Origin of the sequence: Hymenobacter setariae (genome assembly GCF_007713685.1) — a bacterium.
Taxonomy (GTDB): Bacteria; Bacteroidota; Bacteroidia; order Cytophagales; family Hymenobacteraceae; genus Hymenobacter; species Hymenobacter setariae.
Map to the genome: position 1 here is coordinate 1146469 of NZ_VMRJ01000001.1, position 20652 is coordinate 1167120.

16 protein-coding genes are annotated in these 20652 nt (G+C 60.7%); 8 read left to right on the top strand and 8 right to left on the bottom strand.

Annotated elements, in window-relative coordinates; genetic code table 11:
* Positions 1 to 4 precede the first annotated feature (4 nt).
* Entirely contained in the window at positions 5 to 1525 is a 1521-nt protein-coding gene (locus FNT36_RS04770) for a S8 family peptidase (RefSeq protein WP_233635684.1), read from the bottom strand.
* Positions 1526 to 1977: 452 nt separating this feature from the next.
* Here FNT36_RS04770 and FNT36_RS04775 point away from each other — a divergent pair, with 452 nt between their 5' ends.
* The 5 genes from FNT36_RS04775 (at position 1978) to FNT36_RS04795 (ending at position 7011) form a co-directional block, all read left to right on the top strand.
* Positions 1978 to 3420 carry an amidohydrolase gene (locus FNT36_RS04775; protein ID WP_144844866.1) on the top strand — a complete coding sequence of 481 codons (1443 nt, stop codon included), beginning with the start codon at positions 1978 to 1980 and terminating at the stop codon, positions 3418 to 3420.
* A gap of 15 nt (positions 3421 to 3435) precedes the next feature.
* Positions 3436 to 3924 carry a peptide deformylase gene (locus tag FNT36_RS04780; protein ID WP_144844867.1) on the top strand — a complete coding sequence of 163 codons (489 nt, stop codon included), beginning with the start codon at positions 3436 to 3438 and terminating at the stop codon, positions 3922 to 3924.
* Positions 3925 to 4133: 209 nt separating this feature from the next.
* Entirely contained in the window at positions 4134 to 4700 is a 567-nt protein-coding gene (locus FNT36_RS04785; RefSeq protein ID WP_144844869.1) for an RNA polymerase sigma factor, read from the top strand.
* A gap of 21 nt (positions 4701 to 4721) precedes the next feature.
* Positions 4722 to 5771: a hypothetical protein gene (locus FNT36_RS04790; protein WP_144844871.1), complete on the top strand. Its 1050-nt coding sequence runs from the start codon at positions 4722 to 4724 to the stop codon at positions 5769 to 5771.
* A gap of 100 nt (positions 5772 to 5871) precedes the next feature.
* Entirely contained in the window at positions 5872 to 7011 is a 1140-nt protein-coding gene (locus tag FNT36_RS04795) for a porin family protein (protein WP_144844873.1), read from the top strand.
* A 145-nt stretch (positions 7012 to 7156) separates the two neighbouring features.
* Here the strand turns inward: FNT36_RS04795 and FNT36_RS04800 are convergent, their stop codons facing one another.
* Positions 7157 to 7924 carry a TrmH family RNA methyltransferase gene (locus FNT36_RS04800; RefSeq protein ID WP_144844875.1) on the bottom strand — a complete coding sequence of 256 codons (768 nt, stop codon included), beginning with the start codon at positions 7922 to 7924 and terminating at the stop codon, positions 7157 to 7159.
* Between FNT36_RS04800 and FNT36_RS04805 the strand changes: the two genes are divergently transcribed.
* The gene (locus FNT36_RS04805) at positions 7924 to 10713 is read left to right on the top strand and encodes a BamA/TamA family outer membrane protein (RefSeq protein WP_144844877.1); all 2790 of its coding nucleotides are present in this window, start codon (positions 7924 to 7926) and stop codon (positions 10711 to 10713) included. The genes FNT36_RS04800 and FNT36_RS04805 overlap by 1 nt on opposite strands.
* Before the next feature lie 36 nt (positions 10714 to 10749).
* Here FNT36_RS04805 and FNT36_RS04810 read toward each other — a convergent pair whose 3' ends face one another.
* The 5 genes from FNT36_RS04810 to aroB all read right to left on the bottom strand — a co-directional run bounded on the left by FNT36_RS04810 (position 10750) and on the right by aroB (position 17412).
* On the bottom strand, positions 10750 to 12006 hold the full coding sequence (locus FNT36_RS04810; RefSeq protein ID WP_144844879.1) for a metal-dependent hydrolase family protein: 1257 nt from the start codon (positions 12004 to 12006) through the stop codon (positions 10750 to 10752).
* 12 nt (positions 12007 to 12018) lie between these two features.
* Positions 12019 to 14220, bottom strand: coding sequence for a penicillin acylase family protein (locus FNT36_RS04815; protein ID WP_144844881.1), 2202 nt, complete (start codon positions 14218 to 14220; stop codon positions 12019 to 12021).
* Between the two features lie 143 nt (positions 14221 to 14363).
* The gene (locus tag FNT36_RS04820) at positions 14364 to 14843 is read right to left on the bottom strand and encodes a YciE/YciF ferroxidase family protein (protein WP_144844883.1); all 480 of its coding nucleotides are present in this window, start codon (positions 14841 to 14843) and stop codon (positions 14364 to 14366) included.
* A 163-nt stretch (positions 14844 to 15006) separates the two neighbouring features.
* Positions 15007 to 16245 (bottom strand): 3-phosphoshikimate 1-carboxyvinyltransferase, encoded by a 1239-nt coding sequence (locus tag FNT36_RS04825; RefSeq protein WP_144844885.1) that lies wholly within the window; start codon positions 16243 to 16245, stop codon positions 15007 to 15009.
* 126 nt (positions 16246 to 16371) lie between these two features.
* Positions 16372 to 17412, bottom strand: coding sequence for a 3-dehydroquinate synthase (aroB, locus tag FNT36_RS04830; protein WP_144844887.1), 1041 nt, complete (start codon positions 17410 to 17412; stop codon positions 16372 to 16374).
* A gap of 155 nt (positions 17413 to 17567) precedes the next feature.
* Between aroB and FNT36_RS04835 the strand changes: the two genes are divergently transcribed.
* Complete coding sequence (locus FNT36_RS04835) at positions 17568 to 18011, top strand: hypothetical protein (RefSeq protein WP_144844889.1); 444 nt, start codon at positions 17568 to 17570, stop codon at positions 18009 to 18011.
* A gap of 57 nt (positions 18012 to 18068) precedes the next feature.
* Here FNT36_RS04835 and FNT36_RS04840 read toward each other — a convergent pair whose 3' ends face one another.
* A complete protein-coding gene (locus FNT36_RS04840) occupies positions 18069 to 19199 on the bottom strand; it encodes a chorismate mutase (protein ID WP_144844891.1) in 1131 nt (376 codons plus the stop codon).
* Positions 19200 to 19412: 213 nt separating this feature from the next.
* Between FNT36_RS04840 and FNT36_RS04845 the strand changes: the two genes are divergently transcribed.
* Entirely contained in the window at positions 19413 to 20615 is a 1203-nt protein-coding gene (locus tag FNT36_RS04845; protein WP_144844893.1) for a proline dehydrogenase family protein, read from the top strand.
* Positions 20616 to 20652 lie beyond the last annotated feature (37 nt).

Consider the following 20652-nt stretch of genomic DNA (forward strand, 5'->3'; position numbering starts at 1 on the left):
AGCCTTAGTTAGGCTGAGATACAGCGCGGAGTGCGTTTACGCGGCCATAGCCGTAGTACGGGTCGCGGCCCGGCTTGCCTAGGTCGTCGACTGAAGCACGCAAGGCAGCTTCTACGCGGGCGGGGTCCATGTCGCCCCCGTTTTTACCGATGAGGAGTGCGGCTACGCCGGTGGCGTGCGGTGCGGCCATGCTCGTGCCGGCCATCCAGGTATAGCCGCCTTGGCCAGCTGAGGAGACGCGGCCGGTGCTCAGCACCATATCCAGGGCCCACACGTACTGGCGCTGGCCGCGGAAGGTCACAATCTCATTCGTAGGGTAAGCGAAATCGCCACCAGGCGCGGCAAACGTGATGGCCGGCGTGCCATAGTTGGAGTAAGAGGCAAAGCGGTCCAGATTGGCGGTGAGGGGCGCCAGGGCCCAGCCAATGGGCGCCGTGGCCGAGATGGAGATAACGCCCGTGGCATCGGCCGGAATGTGCGCTACCGACTTATCCTGGTTGCCGTTGTTGGCATCGTTGCCGGCCGAGGCAATCAGCGTAACGCCGTTTTTGGTGGCGTAGCTGGTGGCTTTGCTCAGGGCCACCAACAGTTCTTGGGTGGCTTTAGTGTCGTTTATAACATTGCCAGCGTCGTCGAGGTACTTGCCATTGCGCGGCACGGCGGCCCCTAGGCTCATGTTTACCACGTCGGCGTGCTGCTGCGTGGCGTAGAGGATGCCCTGGATGAGCCAAGAGAAAGAGCCCGAGCCCCCATCACCTAGTACCTTCACCAGCAATAGCTTGGCTTTGGGAGCAATACCGATAACTCCAATGCTATTATCGGCGGCGGCGATGGTGCCGGCCGTGTGCGTGCCGTGGCTAGAGCTCGTGGCCGGGCCCGAAAACTGCGCCGACTCGCCGGGCACAAAGGATATGCTGCCCACGATGTTATCTACTAGGTCGGGGTGCTTTAGCTCAAAGCCACCATCGAGGTCGGCCACCAACACGCCCTGGCCCTGGTTGCCCGTATTCCAAGCGGCTGGGGCCTGAATAGCAGTTGCGCCCCACTGCAAGGGAAAAAGCGGGTTGCTATCGCCGGTGCTGGGAGGGTTCACGTTGATGGAAGTTTCCTCCATCACGCGGTTAGGCTGCGGCTCAAAGCCTTGGTACGTAAAGTCGTGTACCACCGAGCGCACGCCGGCAATCTTGGCAGCTTTGGCCGCAAAGTTGGGGTCGTCGGATGTAGCAACGGCCAGGCCCACTTCGCGCAGCTGGCTGGTTACTTTGCCATTAGCAGCGGTGGCTTGGGCTTCGATATTGGCCGGAAGCTGGTCGCCAGTAGCAATAATGATGTATTGCTTAGAGCGCAGTACAAAACCGGGCGAGGCCTGGGCATCGCGCAGTAGGGCGTTGCTGCTGAGGCTAGCATCAACTCCGTTGTTAAGACCGGCCGTGGGCGATGGGTTCTCTTTGGTGCACCCAAAGGCGCTGAGCAGGCCTAGGCCCAGTAAGGGTAAAAACTTCCGGGAGGAAAACATTTGACTCATACTAACAGGAAAAGGATGGAGATAAGGGGACTGATAGCCAAAGCGCTTAGCAGCATTGGCAACCAAATCTAATCTTCCTATTCTTATTATTTTACATTTTATTCACACAAAATGCATCTTTTAAGGGGTTTACCATAATAATATTAATATTACTATGTATTTTTTAGCAGCTCCTTAAATCGTACTAGCTTAATTCTTGTCAGCCAGTTAGTAGCCGGTTGATTCGGTCACTGCTCACCCTAGTCCACCTAGCAATTATTTTTTGCTAGGCCTATTAGTCGCCTCTAAGATTTAGCAGGCTGCTTGGTGCCAGCCCGCCGCCAATGGCTTGGCCTGGGGCCTTAGTGCCTTTGCTCAGTGGTGATATTCCAGTAAAATGTTGCTTATTGCCTGCTGAGTGCGATTAGAATACTTCTGTTCGAGACCACTGCCTATCTTCTCAACCAACCTAGATGACAAAACTTTACTTATTAGGGCTACTTGGCACCGGGCTGCTGGCCTTGCGGCCTGCTACCCCTACCCCTCCGGTGGAACCGCTAAAAGCACAGGCCATTCAAGACCTACAGGCACACTATGCCGACTACCGGCAGTTGGCCCAGCGCATCTGGGGGTTTGCCGAAGTAGGCTATAAGGAAACGCAGAGTTCGGCGCTCTTGCAAAAGACGCTGCGCGACCACGGCTTTGTGGTGCAGGCGGGCGTGGCGGGCATCCCCACTGCCTTTGTGGCTACATATGGCAGCGGGCAGCCAGTTATTGGGGTGCTAGCCGAGTACGATGCACTGCCGGGCCTAGCCCAGCAGGCAGTGGCGACTAAAACGCCCATTGCCGGCCAAGATGCGGGCCACGGCTGCGGTCACAACCTATTTGGTACGGCGAGCGTGGCCACGGGGCTCGAACTACAAAAGCTGCTGAAGGAAGGCAAGCTGCACGGCACCGTGAAGGTGTATGGCTGCCCGGCCGAAGAAGGCGGCAGCGGCAAAGTGTATATGGTGCGCGAGGGCCTCTTCAACGGCGTAGACGCAGTAGTGCACTGGCACCCAAGCAACAACAACGCCGCCATGACGGGCCAGTACATTGCCAATAAGTCGGCCAAATTTCGGTTTCACGGTGTGGCCGCGCACGCCGCTGCCTCGCCTGAGCGCGGCCGCAGTGCCCTAGATGGCGTGGAGGCGATGGATAATATGGTGAATATGATGCGCGAGCACGTGCCGCAAGAAACGCGCATTCACTACGTTATCACGAGCGGCGGCAAAGCGCCCAACGTGGTGCCCGACTACGCCGAGGTGTATTACTACGTGCGCCACCCCGACCGGGCCGTGGTGCAGTCTGTATTTGAGCGTGTGGCCAAAGCCGCCGAAGGCGCCGCCCTAGGCACCGGCACCACCATGGACTATGAGATAATCGGGGGCACGCACGAGTTGCTGCTCAACGAAACCCTGGCCCACGCCCTGCAAACCAACCTAGAGCAAGTAGGCGGCGTGAGCTACACGCCAGAAGAAATAGCCTTCGGCAAGCAGCTGCAAGAAACCCTAGGTGCAGCTGCGCCGCCCGTAACCCAAGCAGCGGAAATAGGGCCTTACAAACCGCGCGATGGCGGCGGCAGCAGCGACGTAGGCGACGTGAGCTACGTAGTGCCGACTGTGGGCCTCACAGCCGCCACCTGGATACCCGGTACGGCTGCCCACAGCTGGCAGGCTGTGGCGTGCAGTGGCAAGGAGATTGGTGCGAAAGGCATGATGGTGGCCGCCAAAACCATGACACTCAGCGCCATTGACTTGTTTACCAATCCTGAGCTGCTAAATAAAGCCAAGGCCGAACTCAAGCAGAAAGTGGGCAGCTACGTGTACAAGCCTTTGCTCGGCGACCGCAAGCCGGCGCTCAATTACCGCGATTAACAAGCGTTCTTCTGCATGAAAACCCTGGCCGACTTGGTCCTGCTCGGCGACCCGCGCCTCTATGAAGTTTGCGAGCCTGTGACCGAGGCCGACCTGCCGCTAGTGGCTGGCTGGGTGGCCGACCTGCACCAGGTCATGCAGGAAGTGCGCGCCCGCTACGGCTTTGGGCGCGGCATTGCGGCCCCGCAGCTCGGCCTCATGAAGCGCCTAGTGTACTTGCACCTCGACGGCCGCTCTCACGTGCTGCTCAACCCCGAGCTGAGCGAGTGCAGCCCAGCCATGTTTGAGCTGTGGGATGATTGCATGTGCTTTCCTAATCTCTTGGTGCGGGTGCAGCGGCACGAAGCCGTGACCGTCACCTACCGCGACGCGCAGTGGCAGCCGCAACGCTGGCCCGTGCAAGGTGCCGTGGCCGAACTGCTACAGCACGAGTGCGACCACCTAGATGGTATTCTGTGTACCATGCGAGCGCTGGATGCCCAGTCGTTTCGATGGCGGCCCTAGGTTGTTCACCCTACCCCGACCCCTTCCCTCCGGGAGAGGAGAGCCTGACGTTTGCTATCGTCTGTCTGGCTCCCTCTCCCAGAGGGTAGAGGCTGGGGTACCACAAGCGGCGAGTAATAAAATTTCTTTTTCCGCAGGCAACTCCTACCGCCTTTCTTGCATCTAGCGCCCCAAACCCTGTTGCCTCTGCCCTACCCTTACTTGAAAACGTGACTGAGCCCGACCTCATTGCCGCCTGCCTGCAGGGCGACCCGCGCGCCCAGCGCCAGCTCTACAACCAGTTTGCGGGGCTGATGCTGACGGTGTGTCGCCGCTACCTCAAGCGCCAAGAAGATGCCGAAGAGGCGCTGCTGTTAGGCTTTGCCAAAGTATTCCGGGCGCTGCCCACGTTTCGGCAAGAGGGCAGCTTTGAGGGCTGGGTGCGGCGCATCATGGTAAACGAAGCGCTGATGGAACTGCGCCGTCGCGAGCCCATGCATTTGTCGTTTGAAGACTTTGCGCAGCCCGAAAACCTGGCCAGCACTCCCGCCACCGCCGACACCCAGCTGCAAGCCGAAGAGCTGCTAGCGCTGCTGCAAGAGCTCCCTACCGGCTACCGCACCGTGTTTAACCTCTACGCCTTAGAGGGCTACTCGCACCCCGAAATTGCGGAAGCCCTAGGTATCACGGAGGGCACTAGCAAGTCGCAGCTCAGCAAGGCGCGGGCGCTGCTGCAGCGCCGCCTGAGTGGCGGCCGCGCGGCAGCGCAGACCAATCAGCCTGTTTATAGTTTATAACTTATTAGCCGCTCTATCCCGATGAATCCCGAAGATATAGACGACCTATTTCGACAGAAACTCGACGGCCACGACTCGCCGCCTGGCGATGACCTGTGGGCACGCCTGCAACTGCCTAGCCCTGCCCCTACAGAGCCGGCAGAAGTAGAGCCGCTCGACACGCTGTTTCGGGCGGGCCTGCACGGGCACACTACCCCGCCGCGGCGCGAGCTGTGGGAGCGCCTCGAAGACGAGCACCTGCGCCCGCAGCCCCGCCGGCGGCGAGTGGCAGCCTGGTGGCAGTACTCGGCCGCGGCTGTGCTTTTGCTACTAGTGCTGGCGGGTGGCGCAGGCTTGTGGCGTGGCTCCTTCGGCGTCAAAGACGGTGGGCTAGCTACAATCCAGTCGCAAAACGGGTCGCTGTCGGAGCGCTCGGCACCTGCTAAAGAAAGTCTTTCAGCTCTTGCCGCCCAAGAGCAAATGACTGCTACCCCAGGTGGCCCGGCAGCCGACCAAGCAGTAGCACAGGCAGCTACCGCAGCTCCGAAAAAAAACCAACAAATTTTTTCCGGCCAGGCAACCGCCCCCCGCACTTCTACATCTAGCACCTCGATAGCCACCACTACCCGGCCGCGCCGCGCCGCTGCAGCCGACCGGGCAGTTGGTAGCCATCACCAGCAGCCGGACGCGGCCGCCGGGCAATTGGCCACCACCGGGAAGCGGCACCCGGCTAGCCAGTTCTTGACTACCCAACCAGTACCCGATAACCAAGCCACACTACCCACCACCCACGCACCCGCCGCTACCCTAGCAGTGGCTTCTGCTACCACAGCTGAGCCCGAAATTATTGAAGTGGAGGTGCGGCGCGGCCCAGCGCCGGTTGCTGCAGCGCCACCGGTGGTGCTAGCAGTGGTCGAGTCTCAGCCCGCCCCCACCCGGCGGCGCCTGCGGCTCGGAGGCCTGCTGCGCCAAGCCGACCACCTCGTGCACGGCGAGTCGGTGAACCTGGCGGAGGTTACCAGCCCAACCGAAACCGTGACCCTGCAAGCCCGCCTAGGTGGCCGAATGCTTTCGAAAACCATCCGGCTCTAGGCCCCGCGCCTACGGGCCTTCCCTTTTCCAAAACTACTTTTCTACTTAAGCCCAGCATTGCTTGCGGGGCTGTACCTCACCCTCTTGCCTTTTTTTCACCATGAAACCTACTATTTTTTCTGCTGCTTTGCTGGCGCTATTTGCCGCCGCTGCCACTGGTGCTCAGGCCCGTATGCTGGCCGCACCGCCCACCGACACCATTGTGGTGCGCCTGCCCAACAAAGCCACCATGACGCTGGTGGTACGCGATGCCCAGCAGCTGCGCCAGTTGCCACAGTACCACCTCGACTCGCTGGTGGCGCGGCTGGGCACCTACATCAAGCGGGCCGATGAGGCGGCCAAGGGAGCCAAAACCGACCGCGTCACGATGGAATTCTTCCCCAACCAAGACGCCCCCGGCCAAAACCTGCCCGAGCAAATTCGCATCACCACCCACAAGTCGGCCAACCGTGCCTACGGCCCTAGCAACAAGGTAGAGGTGCTGCTGGAGAAGAAGTTCGGCATGGTGGTGAACATCGACCGCAAGAACAACGACCAGCCCCGCGCTGCCGCCAGCCGCGCCGACCGCCAGGCGCACCGCGACTCGCTGCGCCTAGCGCACATCGAGAACAAGTCGTTTTCGTCGGACTTCGTTTTTGACCTAGGCCTAAACGCCTTGACTAATAAGTCGAACTCTGCGCCTGCTTCGCAGCGGCCCGAACTGCGGACCCTAGGCTCGCGCTACGTCAACCTTGGCATCAGCTACAAGCAGCGGCTGGGTGGCAAGCGTAGCCCACTCTATCTGGCCGCGGGCCCCGAGTTTGCCTTCAACAACTACATGCTGGAAGGCAATAATAAATGGATTAACCAGAATGGCCTTACCTCGGTGGTGCCCGAAACCAACGGCCGCCAGTACCAGAAAACCAAGCTGGCTACCTCCACTTTCACCATCCCGCTCATGCTAGAGCTCAAGCTGCGCGATGACCACCACCGCCGCACGCTCACGCTGGGCGCGGGGGGCTTTGTGGGCTACCGCCTTGCCAGCTGGACCAAGCTTAAGTACTTTGAGGAAGGCAGCATGTACAAAGACAAAGACCACGGCTCCTTCAATCTCAACGATTGGCAGTATGGCTTACAAGGCGTGATTGGCTTTAAGTCGCTGACTTTCTTTGCCAAATACAATCTCAACGACCTTTTTAAAGAAAACCAGGGCCCGCAGGCCCAAACCCTGAGCTTCGGCCTGCGGCTGTCAGGCAAATAAAGCCATTTTATCGCGTGTCCTTGCGCGGAGACAAGACGAAATAATCGTATCAGAAAGGAACCTAGGCAGGCCCTTACTGGTGCAATTGCTTTGTCTTGCCTCCGTGCAAGGACACGTATTTTAGGAAGAGCAGCGCGCTTGCGCTTTACAAATTCCGAAAAAAGTTATCGAGCAAAATGGCGGCTGATACGGCTACGTTGAGGCTTTCGGCACGGCCGCCGGGGCCGTGCGGAATGTGCAGCCGCCGCGTGAGCTGCGCCGCTACGTCGGGGCTGAGGCCGTGGCTTTCGCTGCCCATCACGAGCACGCCGGTGGGCTGCAGAGTGAGGTGGTGCACGTTGTCGCCTTCGAGGTCGGCGCCGTAGATGCCGACTTCTGGGGGCAGCGTGCCTAGCCAGGCCCCCAGGTCGCGGTCGGCCCACACGGGCACCCGGCCGAAGGCGCCCATGCTGGCGGCCACGGCTTTGGGGTTGTAGGGGTCGGCGCAGTTTTCGCTCAGCACCAGGCCGGGCAGGCCGTACCAGTCGGCCAGGCGCCACAGGGTGCCTAGGTTGCCGGGGTCGGCCACGTTGTCGAGGGCCAGCACGAGGCGGCTAGCGGGCAGGGCGGCGGGCAGCGGTGGCTGGGACGGCTGCGATACTACGGCCAGCGCGGCAGCGTTGGTTTGCAGGGTGCCGAGCTGGGTTAGCTCGTCTTCGGAGGCCAGGTGCAGGGGCACGCCGGGCGGCAGCGCACGGCTGGCGGCCAGCTGCTCGGCAAAGGCGGTAGTAGCCACTACGTGCTCGATGCCAAGGCTGGAGCTTAGCAGTTCTAGCACGCTTTTAGCACCTTCAACCAGGAAGGCGGCGTGGCGTTGCCGATATTTGCGCTGATGCAGCGCCCGGATGTATTTGGCGAGGGCTTTAGATACCATTGGAGAAAGTACGCAAACTTACGCTGGCCCCCGGCCTTGGGCTGCTAACCGCACTGCTGTGGCTGGCGGCGGGCTGCTCGCCGCTGCGCCTGCTACAGCCTAATCAGCGCCTGCTCACGCAAGTAGAGGTAGAAAGCCACGACCTGAGCCCAGCCCAACAAGAGCGCCTGCTGACGCTGGTGCAGCAGAAACCCAACCGCAACCTGCCTATTCCTAGACTAGCGGTGTACCAATTTGGGCACTCTTTTTACGACTCGGCCAAGATTCGCAAAAAAATTGAGCGCATCCAAACTAAGTACGCCAAGAAGCTGGCGGCGGCCAGTACCGATTCGGCCAAGGTAGGCAAGCTGACAACCCGGCGCGACCGCCTGCTGCAACGCAAAGAGCAGGCACTGGCCAAGGGCAATGCCATTATGCGCCTCGGTGAGCCGCCCGTTATCTACGACCCTGATTTGAGCCGGCGCACCGTCGACCAGCTCACGACCTACCTGCGCTCGCAGGGCTTTTTTCGGGCGCAAGTCACCTACACCGATTCGGCCCGCTCGAAGCGCAGCCTAGTCGATGGCATCTTGCGGGTATTGCAGCTGCGCAACAAGCCCGTGCATGCCGTGCCGCTGCGCGACTCGGCGGGTCAGCGCCTGCACCGGCGCGTTACGGTTACGTACCAGGTGCAGGAAGGCCCCGGCTTCACGCTCAGCCAGTACACTCGCAGCATTCCAGACTCGGGGGTGGCGCAGGTGGTGGCGCGAGGCCAGGGTAGCGCACTGCTGCACGTAGGCGATGCCTACAATGAAGACCTCATTGGTCAGGAACGGCAGCGGCTTGAAACGCTACTCAAGAATGCCGGCTATTACGATTTTAGAACTCAATTTATTACCCTAGAGGCTGATACCAGCTTCGAGAAAACGCAGGTGCGGCTGCGGCTGCTCATTGCTAGCCCCGCTGGTGGGCACCGCCGCTACCGCCTGCGCGAGGTCACGATGCTGGCCGATGCGGGCCAGGGCCAGGTGCTGCGCAGCCTAGCCGGCGATACAGCCCGCCTAGTCCGCCGCCGGCGCCTAGGTCGCCGAAACGCCGCCACCGCCCCCGAAGCTGAAGGCTCTATAGGCAGCATCTCGACCGCCAACATGCCGGCCGGTGTGACGCCCGCTGCCGTGGCCGACTCGCTGGCCGCGCGGCGCCGGGGCCGCGCCCGCCTCGCCCCGCGCGACACGGTGCGCTACGACTCCGTGGCCTTTGCTAGCCGCGGGCCGCTGCCCATCAAGCCCAGCATCCTCACCCGCCAAATAACCCTGCGTCCCGGCCAACTCTACAACCTAAACCGCACCCAGCGCACCACTCGCCAACTGTCGGCGCTGGACATGTACCGGTTTAGTAATGTGTCGTTTAGCAAAGTACCCGATGCTAAGCCACTTGCTTCTGACACTATTGCGGCGCCGGCTACCGACCACTACCTCGATGCCTTGGTAACGGCCTCACCCAGCCCGCGCTTTGCCGAGACTACTGAATTTGGAGGCACCTACGTAGCCGATAGGCTAGGGCCTTTTGCTAATCTGCGCCTTAAGTGGCGCAATCCCTTTCACGGGGCTGAGGTGCTAGAATTGAGCGGTCGCATTGGCTTTGAGGGACAGTACACCCGCCTAGGCACATCGGATGGCGGCAATGCCGTTCAGAATAGTGTGTACACGGTGCAGTATGGCGCGACAGCCGCTCTATTAATACCAAAGTTTCTGGTGCCTTTTGGCATAGGCCATTCGCTACGTGGCTACCAGCCCCGCACTCGCTTCTCAGTTTCTCAGACCTACACTCGCACCCCTTTCTATACCCGTACCAACGCCGAGTTTACCTTTGATTACCTCTGGCAAACGTCGCCTTACCACCAGTATATTTTTACGCCGATTGATGCGGCGCTCGTCAAAACGCCCTTTATCCGAGATGACTACCGCGATAGCCTGCAAGCCTACCGTCGCCGGGGCAGTCCACTCTATCAATCGTTCCGGTCTATTTACGAGCCCAGCTTCAGCTTCACCTCGATTTATAATTCCAACGACATCAACCAGACGCACAGCGCTCGCTACCTGCGTCTGTTTGTGGAAGTCGGGGGGTTGACGCGTAATCTGTACCGCACCAAAACGTGGTTTAGGGGTGACCGTGAGCCTGAAAACCAGACGGAGGCTTATGATTTTGCCAAGCTATCAGTAGACTACCGCCGCTACTACAAGCTGTCGCCCCTCACCTACCTGGCCTGGCGCCTCAACGGAGGCGTGGCGCACGCCCTTACACCTACGCCGACAGCTAGTGACCCGAACGTGAGCACTTACACGATTCCTTACGATAAGTATTTCTTCGTGGGGGGCTCTAACAGCGTGCGGGCTTGGCAGCCGCGCCGCCTAGGTACTGGCTCTTATGCTACGCAGTTTGCCAGTGGGCAGCGGGACTATATCACGGAGCAGCCAGGCGAGTTGCTGCTAGAGGGCTCGGTAGAGTACCGTTTCCCGGTCTACTCTTTTATCAAAGGTGCTTTATTCACAGATTTTGGCAACGTCTGGACGCTGCAACCCGACCCAGCCCGGCCAGGCGCAGAGTTTCGTTTTAATTCCTTTGCCCAGCAATTTGCCGTAGGCTCAGGCATTGGTATTCGCCTTGACTTTACGTTCCTGATTCTGCGCTTCGACATTGCCACTAAGGTCTACGACCCCACCGCGCCCGAGCGCTGGACCATCCGCAATGTCTTGAGCCAGACTCGTAACCAGACCGCGCTCAATATTGGTATTGGCTATCCATTCTAAGTTAGGATAGCTCGGCTTCTTGTAGCCTGGGCTATGCTACAGCGCTACCACGGTGCCACCTTTCATCACCAGCTTTACCTGGCGCAGGGCCTGTACTTGCTGGGTAGGGTCGCCGGCTACGGCCACCAGGTCGGCGAGCAGGCCGGGTGCGAGGCGGCCGCGGTCGGCGAGGTGAAAGATGCGGGCGTTGCCGCTAGTGGCGGCGCGTAGCACTTCCAGTGGACCTAGGCCGTATTCCTGCACTAGCAATTCCATCTCGCGGACGTTGTCGCCGTGGGCAAACACCCCCACGTCGCCGCCCACGGCCAGCGTTACGCCGGCCTGGCGGGCGGCTTGCATGGCGCGGCGCTTGTCGAGGATGCGCTGCGGTTCGGGCTGCTGGCCTTTCTTCCAGCCGCGGTATTGCGAGGTGGCATCGGTGGCGGCTACCGTGGGGCAAAAAGCCACGCCGCGTTGCTTCATCAGGCGAAACACCTCCAGCGTGCCGCCATCGCCGTGCTCGATGGTTTCGACGCCGGCCAGCGTGGCGCGGCGCATACCTTCGGCAGTGCTGGCATGGGCCACCACACCCCGGCCCGCCGAGCGCGCCGTTTGCACAATGAGTGCCAGCTCGTCTTGCGAGAACGTGGGCTGCGCGGTGCCACCTAGGCCCCAGCGGTAGTCAGCGTACACCTTTATCACATCGGCGCCGTGCCCAATTTGCTCGCGCACCGCCCGGATAATGCCATCTACCCCATCGGCCTCTTGGGCGCCCTGGGGCAGGTCTTCCACGGCGGCTAGGTGCGGGCCGTAGCTGCCCGTGGCTACCAGTGCCCGGGTGGCTACTAGCAATCTAGGGCCAGGAATAATGCCTTGGTCAATGGCCTGCTTGAGGCCCACATCGGCGTAGCCAGCGCCTTCGGTGCCTAGGTCGCGGGCGGTAGTGAAGCCCGCCTGCAAGGTGCGTTGGGCATGCACTGTGGCCCGCGCCACGCGCAAGGCCAGCGGCTCAGTTAGCACCTGGTCGTTCCAGCTGGTTTCGTTGTAGGGATGCAGCAGCAGGTGCGAGTGCCCCTCGATGAGGCCCGGCAGCAGCGTGAGGCCGGGCAGCTCCAGCGTAGTAGTGCCAGCCGGAGCCGTGAGCTGCGCGGCGGGACCTAGGGCCTTTATTTTATCGCCCTTCACCAGCACAGCCCAGCCGGGGTGCAGGTCTTGGCCATCGAAGACGGCGGCGGGGCGTAGCAGCGTGGAGGTCGCCTGGCCGCTGCCTAGGAGCGGCACCAGCAGCAATAGGCAGCTTAGTAGTTTGTGCATAAAGAAGCGTCCTTATTCGCCAGGCCGATACGCGCGCTCTACATGCTGGGCCACGTCTTCGGGGTAAAACCACACGTCTTTGAACTGGCCTTCGCAGTACAGCGGGGCTTGGTCGGTGAAGTGCTTGGTACCCGGCTGGCTGCTGGCACCACCCGTCACCACCGAGCGGGCCACTACCCTAGGGCCAAACTCCACCACCGCCACGAAGCTATTGCCCACGTAGCCATAGCGCTTGGTAGTGCCGGGGTAAGTTTTGGCTCCAAACGCGGCTAGCGAGCCCCAGGCCGACGACGTAAACGCCACTGGCTGACTGGGCTGCTTGTCGTCGTAGGTTTCTTGGATGCGGCCGGTCAGGCGCTGGTAGCGGTTGACATCCCCCCAAGGTGTTTGCCACTTGCCAAAATCCCGCTTGAGCTCGGCCAGGGTCTCGGTGAGAGCGGCCACTTTTTCCTCGGGCGTCGTTTGCGCGATGGTGAACGCAGTCAGGCTGAGGTAGTCGAGCGGTTTGCCGGCAGGCACGCGGCTGCGGCCAAGCTTCAGAATGCGCTCGCCCCAGTAGATGGCCAGCGTCTGAGCCACCGAAGTTTTGGCGTAGCGCAAGTCCCAGCCGCGCAGCACTTCTATCGCTTGCTGCAAGTTTTGCGGGAAGGGGTCGCGCGGCATGTCGGCCAGCAACTGATAATCATTTAGCAAGGCCGGCACTAACTGCTCGAAGCCTGCTAGGTAGGGGTCATTGGCGGCCGCGATGAGCGTATCGAGCGTGAAGCTTTGCTTGCGGCTCAGTACTCGCACGGCGTTGATGCCGCGGTAATTTTCGGCATCGGGCGCCATATAGGCGGGGTACTTGGCTTTGTCGGGGCTGCCGGTTGGGCCCGATACGGTGTAGGGCGTCGCGTTGCAATTCTGAATAAAGCCACTGGCCGGGTTTTTCACCTGCACCAGGTCGCCTAGGGGGTGTAGGCCCTGCCACTCGGTGCTATCCGAGCGGCCTTCCACGGGCTGGTTCCAGTCGTAGCCGGCCGGGCGGCGCGGCATGAAGTTGCCGTGCCAGTACGCGATGGTCCCGTTTTTATCGGCAAAGACCGTGTTATTGGTCGCGTTACCATTTAGGGCCATTACCTTCTGAAAACTAGCGTAGTCGGTGGCTTTGGTGCGCAGATACGACTGCTCGAGGGCGGCCAGCGGCGTATCCATCATTTTCACCGTCACCCACTTGCCATTCAGCTCGCCCACCACCGGGCCGTGGCCGGTGCGGTAAATCGTGAATTTGCGGCGCAGCAGCTGCCCGTCTTTTCGGTAAGCCAGCGACACTTCTTCGGTCTGCATGGGGCGCGGCTGACCGTTGTACTGATAGGTGTACTTGCCATCTTGCTGGGTCACCGTTTCGAGGTATTCATCCATCGAGTCGGCTTGGCTGCTGGTGTGCATCCAGCCGCAGTGCTCGTTAAAGCCTTGGTAGATAAAAAACTGCCCCCATGTTACGGCGCCGTAGGCGTTGAGGCCCGCCTGGCTGGTCATCTGCACCTCCGAGCGGAAGTAGAACGAGGTGTGCGGGTTAATCAGCAGCAGCGCGTGCCCGCTAGCGCTCTTGCTGGGCGCAATGGCGAAGCCGTTGGAGCCCGTGGGCTCGCGGTCATATTTATCGAAGTCGGGCCGCTGCCACGAAGTCGTTTTTTGCTGGCTGTAGAAGGCCTTGATGCGCTCAACGGGCACCACGCTCACGTTGCCACCGATGCTACCCTCGCTGAAAAGCAGCGGCATCCAGGGCTGAAACCGGCGTAGCAGCCGAGGCCGCACGGTGGGGTGCGTAGCCAGGTAGTAGTTGGTACCCGCCGCAAAGCCGTCGAGCAGCTGCTTCATCCAGACCGGGCTTTGCTTGTACACGGCAATGGCCCGCGTGGTGTCCATAAAGAGGCGCGCCCGCAAGTCGGTGTAGAGCGCCGCCTCGCCTTCCACCTCAGCCCGCCGACCTAAGGCCTCGATGTAGTTGTCTTCGACCCGTGCAAAGTCGTCTTCGCACTGCGCATAGAGCAAGCCGAACACGGCATCGGCGTCGGTTTTGCCACTCACGTGAGGCACGCCCCAGGTGTCGCGCGTGATGCGCACTTGCTGCGCTTGCTGCCGCCAGCGTGCTACCTCGGTGGGGGTGAAGGCCTGGGCGTGGCTGCTAAAGGCACCTAGGGCGCACGCCGTACTAAGAAGAAATACCCGCATAGACGCGCAAAATACACCAACTGCCGGGCTAGGCTGCATGAAGCTGACCTCTGGCCACGCGGGCAGCGCGCATAAAAAACCGGCCAGGCAGCTTACTAAGCTACCTGGCCGGCTCTACGTAGGCTAGGTGCGTGGCACTAACCTTAGTTCTTGCCTAGGATTTGCTCGGCTAGTGCGGTGTGCTGCTCGTCGGCTTGCTTGGCTTCGGTCAGGCATTTGTGCAGGTCTTCGGCTACCTGGGTCAGGCCGGTCTGCTTGGCGTAGTTGGTTAGCGTGCCGAAAGAGGCAATCCAGTAGTGCAGGGCCAGTTGGCCCGAGGCAATAATACCTAGGTCACGCGAGTAGTCGTCCTTGGCTTCGCCGCGGATTTTCTTGCTAACCTCATAGTGAGCTTCCAGAATGGGATTTTCTTCGTCGCCCTTGCCGCCAGCGGCCTCATACGACCGCTCGATGCGGTCGGCCCACTGCTTCGACTGCTGATTGCCCTGCTCTAGTGCGGCTTTCAGCTGCGAGTCGGTGGCGTCGTCTTGGATATCGTCGGTTGCTTTAGCGGCTATTTTGCTGCCTTCTTTCAAGGCGGCTAGGCCTTGCTGGATAAGGATGTTCAATGATTCGTTTGCCATGGCTGAAACGTAGGAATTGGAGAGTGTGCCTAGCCTTACGGCCGGTAGCTGCCCAGGACCACAGGCAGGCTCGCTTTTACGTACTTACCCCAGCTTTTCTACGTATATCATCCCCCTTGGCGGGTGGTCGGGCGGGCGCCTAGGTCCCCCACCCGACCACCCGCTAGGCTAGGCCTACCTTAGCCAGCTCGCGCCAGTAGCTGGGGTACGACTTGCGTACCACCTGTGGCTCGTGTATCGTGAGCGGGCCGCGCAGTGCCAGCGGCGCAAAGGCCATCGCCATGCGGTGGTCTTCGTAGGTTTCGATTTCTTGGCCATTCACGGCAAAGCCATTCGACTGAATCTCGAACACGCCCGACGCTACTTCCACCATATCGCCGCCGAATTTGCGCAGCTCGGTTTGCACGGCCGCCACGCGGTCAGTTTCCTTGATGTACAAGCTATCGAGGCCAGTGAGGCGCAGCGGCACCCCTAGGGCCGCTGCCACCACGGCCACCGTCTGGGCTAGGTCGGGGCAATCGGTGAAGTCGAGCGGCTGGGCCAGCAGGCTCTCCGTGGCCAGCGGCACCTGAGTCAGGCGCACGCCCCCCGCCTCGGGCAGAAACTCGGTGGCTACCCCCAACGACGTCATAATATGCTGAATGACGTGGTCGCCCTGCCACGACTGCGCCCGCAGGCCGGGCAAGGTTATCGACGAGCCGGCCGGGGCCAGCGCCACCAGCGCATACCAGTAGCTGGCCGCTGACCAGTCGCTTTCTACCTCGTAGTCGGCTGGGCGGTAGCCGCCGGGCTGCGCGGCCACTAGGTCGGGCGCTGCCTCCTCGGCTGCGGCGCCAAAGTGCCGCATTAGGTTTAGCGTAAGATGGATATAGGGCCGCGAGCCTACCGGCCCAGTCAGCCGCAGCTGCAAACCACTGGGCAGCACCGGCCCTAGCATCAGCAGCGCCGAAATATACTGGCTGCTGATGTCGCCGCGCACGGCCAGTTCGGCGGCGGGCGTCGTTAGCTGCCCTCCACCAAAGCGCAGCGGCGGGTAGCCTTCGCGCTCCACGTAGTCGATGGTGGCACCTAGGGCACGCAGCCCGTCCACGAGCACCGCTATGGGGCGCTGCTTCATGCGGGCCGCGCCGGTAAGCACGCCCCGCCAGCCGCTCGCGGCCAGGTAGGCGGTCATAAAGCGCATCACGGTGCCCGCGTCCTGGGCGTCGAGGAGGTCGGCGGTGGCGGCCTCGTCGAGTAGGCGCGTCATCAGCACAGTGTCGTTGGCCTCCGAAAGATTGGTGAGAGTGCCGTCGCCAGCCAGCTTTTGAAGCAGCAACGCGCGGTTGCTTTCGCTTTTAGAAGCCGGTAAGTGGGCCGTGCCTTGGAGCGGGCCACCGGCCCAGGTTAGATTTTGGTGCATGTCGTTATTAATCACTAGTCATGCAGAGCGCAGCGAAGCATCTCGCGTGGTGCAGTAAAATCTTACGCATTGATTACTGCGCCACGCGAGATGCTTCGCTGCGCTCTGCATGACGGATGAGGTTAATTAAATGGAATTGTAATACTGCAATGAGGCCACTATCTCGGCCAGCGTGATGGGCTGGTCGAATACGCCGTGCCCTAGGCCATGCAGCAGAGTGCAATTGATGGTAGCCCCGCGGTTTTTCTTGTCCTGCACGGCATAGGCCGCAATGGCCTCCGTCTCGGCATTAATAAAGGAGATTTTGCCGAACGCTGCGGCTACTATCGCTTCTACCTCGGCTAGCTCGGCAGTCGTCAGCAGCCCGCGCTGCACCGAGAGCCAGCTTTCGCAAACCAGGCCCGCCGCTACGGCTTCGCCGTGGCGCACCTCGCGGCCGGGCTGCGTAAGCAGGTAGCTTTCGAGGGCGTGGCCCACGGTGTGCCCAAAGTTGAGCAGCTTGCGCGGCCCAGCCTCTTGGGGGTCTAGGGCCACGATTCGCTCCTTCAGCGCCACCGAGTGCCGGATAATGGGCGTCCAGTCGGCCACCGCCGCCACGTCGAGCGCGCGCAACTCCTGAAAAGCGGCCGCGTCGGCAATGAGCGCGTGCTTAATAATTTCGGCGTAGCCCGAGCGCAGCTCGGCCGGTGGCAGTGTGGGTAAGAAGCCGGGGTCGATGAACACGCCCGCTGGCTCTTGAAACACGCCAATGTGGTTTTTAAAGCCATCAAAATCGACGCCCGTTTTGCCGCCTACGCCAGCATCGACCTGCGCCAGCAGCGTGGTCGGCAGCACCGCGCACGCAATGCCGCGCTTGTAGGTAGCCGCGCAAAAGCCTCCTAGGTCCGTCACGACGCCGCCGCCCAGGCAAACCAGCAGCGCGTGGCGGTCGGCCTGATGCTGGGTAAGCCAGGCCCATACTTGGCCACAGGTAGCCAGGGTTTTGTATTCCTCGCCAGCCTCGATGGTAAGCTGCTCGTGGGCGGGCAGGTGCGGCGCCAGCAAGGGGTAGCAGTCGCGGGCAGTATTCGTGTCAACCAACACAAAAAGGCGGCTCGGCGCGTATTGCCGAATAAAATCGGCTAGCGCGGGCAGCGCTTCAGAGCCAATGACGAGGGGGTTATTCACTACCAAACTACTAGGCTAACGTCAACAATCAGCCGCAAATAAACGGCGCCCGGCCCAGCATTTCTTTACTAATGCCTGCAACCAAATTGCAAATCACCGCCTCTCTTGCGTACCTTACAACTCTTCCCACTCTCCCAAGCTCCTTTTTTCGCTCTATGACCAAGCCTCTCCTCATCGCGCTGCTCGGGCTGTTTTCACTTACCGGCTGCGAGCGTAGCGCCGACGAAATACGGCCCGCCAACTACGATATTTTGGCTATGGAGACCGGCCACTGGGAGTGGGATAAAACTGCTTTTTTTGGGCCGCAGTACACCCCAGCTACCGAAGGCTACGCCCGCCAACTGATTTTCACGGCCAACAACCAGCTGCTGCTACGTCGCTCTAACCAATCGGACGAATCATTTAGCTACCAGCTGGCAGTGGGCCAAGGAGGCGTACCCACGGTTACATTTAACACTAAAGAGGATAAGCTGACCAATAACGAGGTAAAATACTACCGTGTGACGCAGCAAAATGGCCAGCAGCTTCTGCAGCTAACCGGCGAAGAGGCCTACCGCGATGGGGGCGGCTACGAGACCTACCACTGGGTAAAAGAATAAAAGGAATAGGGCGCTAGGTTGATTTACTTAGCGCCCTATTCCTTTTAGCTCATCTACCTACAATCCGGGACCTAGAGGACCGGGCCCGTCGATGGGGCGGCCGTTAAGTATTTCGGTTTGCAGGCGGATACTTTCGATGTGAATAAGCTTGTACAGCTCGCCCACAAACTTATCGTTGATGTTCAACTTATTGCCCCACTCCGGGCGGGTCTTAAAGATTTCTTGCCAGCGCTCTAGCTGCAAGATTTTCACGTTGTTCTCCTTTTTGTACTCGGCCAGCTCCTGAATGAGAGCCATGCGGCGGGCCAGCATCTCTAGAATTTCGTGGTCAGCGGTGTCCATTTTCTGGCGCAGCTCCTCGGCCTTATTGCGGTAGTCGACGTTGTCGGAGCTGCGGTAGCGGTATTTCAGTTCGCTCAGTAGCTCTTGCAGGCGGGCGGGCGTCACTTGCTGGGCCGCGTCGGAGAGGGCGTGGTCAGGGTCGGGGTGCGTCTCGATGATGAGGCCATCATAGTCGAGGTCCAGCGCTTTTTGCGCAATGGGCAGCAGCAAGTCGCGCTTGCCACCAATGTGGCTCGGGTCGTTGATGAGCGGGAGCTCGGGGTAGCGCGTTTTTAGCTCAATCGGAATGGCCCAAGTTGGCGCATTGCGGTAGCGCGAGGGCGCAAACGTGCTGAAACCCCGGTGGATGGCCGCCAAGTCGCGGATGCCCGCCCGCTCGAGGCGCTCGATGGCCCCGGCCCACAGCGCTAGGTCAGGGTTGACGGGGTTTTTCACCATCACCGGCGTGTTGGTGCCGGCCAATGCATCGGCCAGCTCCTGCACCGCAAAGGGATTCACGGTAGTGCGAGCGCCTATCCAAAGCACATCAATGCCGTGCTTCAGGGCGTCTTCGACGTGCTTGGGCGTGGCCACCTCAATGGCCATTGGCAAGCCGGTTTCGGCGCGAGCCGCTTGCAACCACGGCAGGGCAGCCGTGCCACGGCCTTCAAAGCCGCCGGGCTTGGTACGCGGCTTCCAAATGCCGGCGCGGTACATGTCGGCCTGGCCGGCCGCTTTGAGGGCGCGGGCCACGGTTAGCACTTGTTCTTCCGACTCGGCCGAGCACGGGCCAGCGATGATGAGGGGTTGGCCCTTTTGGGCCAGCCGACGGGTGAAGAAGGTGTCGGCAGTAGAGGTATTTTCCATTCGTAGAGAGCAGCGCGGAGTGGCACTCCGTGCCCACCCTGCCGGGCGGCAGGCGAGGTAGGTACGCGGTAACAACGCAAAACGGAGTGCCACTCCGTATTACAACCCTAAAAGTACTTCGGCCGTGCCGAACCGGGTTCTAAAGGCCAATGTTACCTTCGTGGCGCCAAGCGCTTCCTCCCCCCTCCCACTCACCGTTAGTATCTATAGTTTATGGCTGCCCCTGTTTCTGCCGTGCCCGTAGCGCCCCTCTCTTTCGACGATACGCGCATTGCGTTCGAAGCCAAATCCGATACCGAGCTGCGCAAAATGTACGCCCTGTTTGCGGCCATGAATAATGGCAGCTTGGTCAAAACGGGCGGCGGGCTCATGAAAACCGCCTTGAAATTCAGCCTGCCCGGCACGAAGTTTTTAATTAAGCATTCAATTTTCAAGCAGTTCTGCGGCGGCGAAACCATTCAGGAATGCAAGCCGGTAATTGCCGAGCTAGGTCGCTACCACATTGGCACTATCCTCGACTACTCGGTGGAGGGCACCGGCAATGACCAAAGCTTTGACCGCACTCGCGACGAGATTCTGGCTACCATTGCGCTAGCTGCTACCACGCCCAATATTCCGTTCTCGGTTTTTAAGGTCACGGGCTTGATGCCGACTGCATTGCTCGAAAAGGTGCAAGCCAGCACCGCACTCACCGAGGCCGAGCAAGCTACCTTCGAGCGCGGCCGCCAGCGCCTCGATGCCCTGTGCGCCAGCGCCCACCAGCACGGCGTGCGCCTATTTGTGGATGCTGAGGAAAGCTGGTTTCAGCAAACCATCGACGACCTAGCCGAAGACATGATGCGCCGCTACAACCAGGAGCGCGCCATTGTGTGGAACACGTACCAGCTCTACCGCCACGACCGCCTCGACGCGCTGCAAGCTGCCCACGACCGCGCTGAGCAAGGTAACTACTACCTAGGCGTGAAGCTGGTGCGCGGTGCCTACATGGAAAAAGAAGCCCGCACCGCCAAGCAGCGCGGCTACCAAAACCCTATCAACCCCAGTAAGCAGCATACCGACGACCTCTACAACGAGAGCCTACGCTACTGCATCGCCCACGTCGACCGCATCAGCCTGTGCGCAGGCACCCACAACGAGGCCAGCTCGCTACTACTTACGCAGCTGATGCAGGAAGCTGGCCTAGCCCCAGAAGATGACCGCGTGTGGTTTGCCCAGCTCTATGGCATGAGCGACAACCTAAGCTACAACCTTGCCCACGCCGGCTACCACACCGCCAAGTATGTGCCTTACGGCCCCGTAGAGGCCGTGATGCCCTACCTGCTGCGCCGCGCCGATGAGAACACCGCCATTGCGGGCCAAAGCAGCCGCGAATTTTTGTTAATTCAGCGCGAATTGCGTCGCCGCCAAGGCCGCTAGGTGGCCCTTCAGAAAAGTTTGGCAAGATTGCTGTGGG

What these genes read in the sequence shown, in the direction of transcription:
- FNT36_RS04770 (WP_233635684.1), bottom strand. Translation starts at nt 1,525, where the DNA reads ATGAGTCAAATGTTTTCCTCCCGGAAGTTTTTACCCTTACTGGGCCTA.
- FNT36_RS04775 (WP_144844866.1), top strand. Translation starts at nt 1,978, where the DNA reads ATGACAAAACTTTACTTATTAGGGCTACTTGGCACCGGGCTGCTGGCC.
- FNT36_RS04780 (WP_144844867.1), top strand. Translation starts at nt 3,436, where the DNA reads ATGAAAACCCTGGCCGACTTGGTCCTGCTCGGCGACCCGCGCCTCTAT.
- FNT36_RS04790 (WP_144844871.1), top strand. Translation starts at nt 4,722, where the DNA reads ATGAATCCCGAAGATATAGACGACCTATTTCGACAGAAACTCGACGGC.
- FNT36_RS04795 (WP_144844873.1), top strand. Translation starts at nt 5,872, where the DNA reads ATGAAACCTACTATTTTTTCTGCTGCTTTGCTGGCGCTATTTGCCGCC.
- FNT36_RS04800 (WP_144844875.1), bottom strand. Translation starts at nt 7,924, where the DNA reads ATGGTATCTAAAGCCCTCGCCAAATACATCCGGGCGCTGCATCAGCGC.
- FNT36_RS04810 (WP_144844879.1), bottom strand. Translation starts at nt 12,006, where the DNA reads ATGCACAAACTACTAAGCTGCCTATTGCTGCTGGTGCCGCTCCTAGGC.
- FNT36_RS04815 (WP_144844881.1), bottom strand. Translation starts at nt 14,220, where the DNA reads ATGCGGGTATTTCTTCTTAGTACGGCGTGCGCCCTAGGTGCCTTTAGC.
- FNT36_RS04820 (WP_144844883.1), bottom strand. Translation starts at nt 14,843, where the DNA reads ATGGCAAACGAATCATTGAACATCCTTATCCAGCAAGGCCTAGCCGCC.
- FNT36_RS04825 (WP_144844885.1), bottom strand. Translation starts at nt 16,245, where the DNA reads ATGCACCAAAATCTAACCTGGGCCGGTGGCCCGCTCCAAGGCACGGCC.
- FNT36_RS04835 (WP_144844889.1), top strand. Translation starts at nt 17,568, where the DNA reads ATGACCAAGCCTCTCCTCATCGCGCTGCTCGGGCTGTTTTCACTTACC.
- FNT36_RS04840 (WP_144844891.1), bottom strand. Translation starts at nt 19,199, where the DNA reads ATGGAAAATACCTCTACTGCCGACACCTTCTTCACCCGTCGGCTGGCC.
- FNT36_RS04845 (WP_144844893.1), top strand. Translation starts at nt 19,413, where the DNA reads ATGGCTGCCCCTGTTTCTGCCGTGCCCGTAGCGCCCCTCTCTTTCGAC.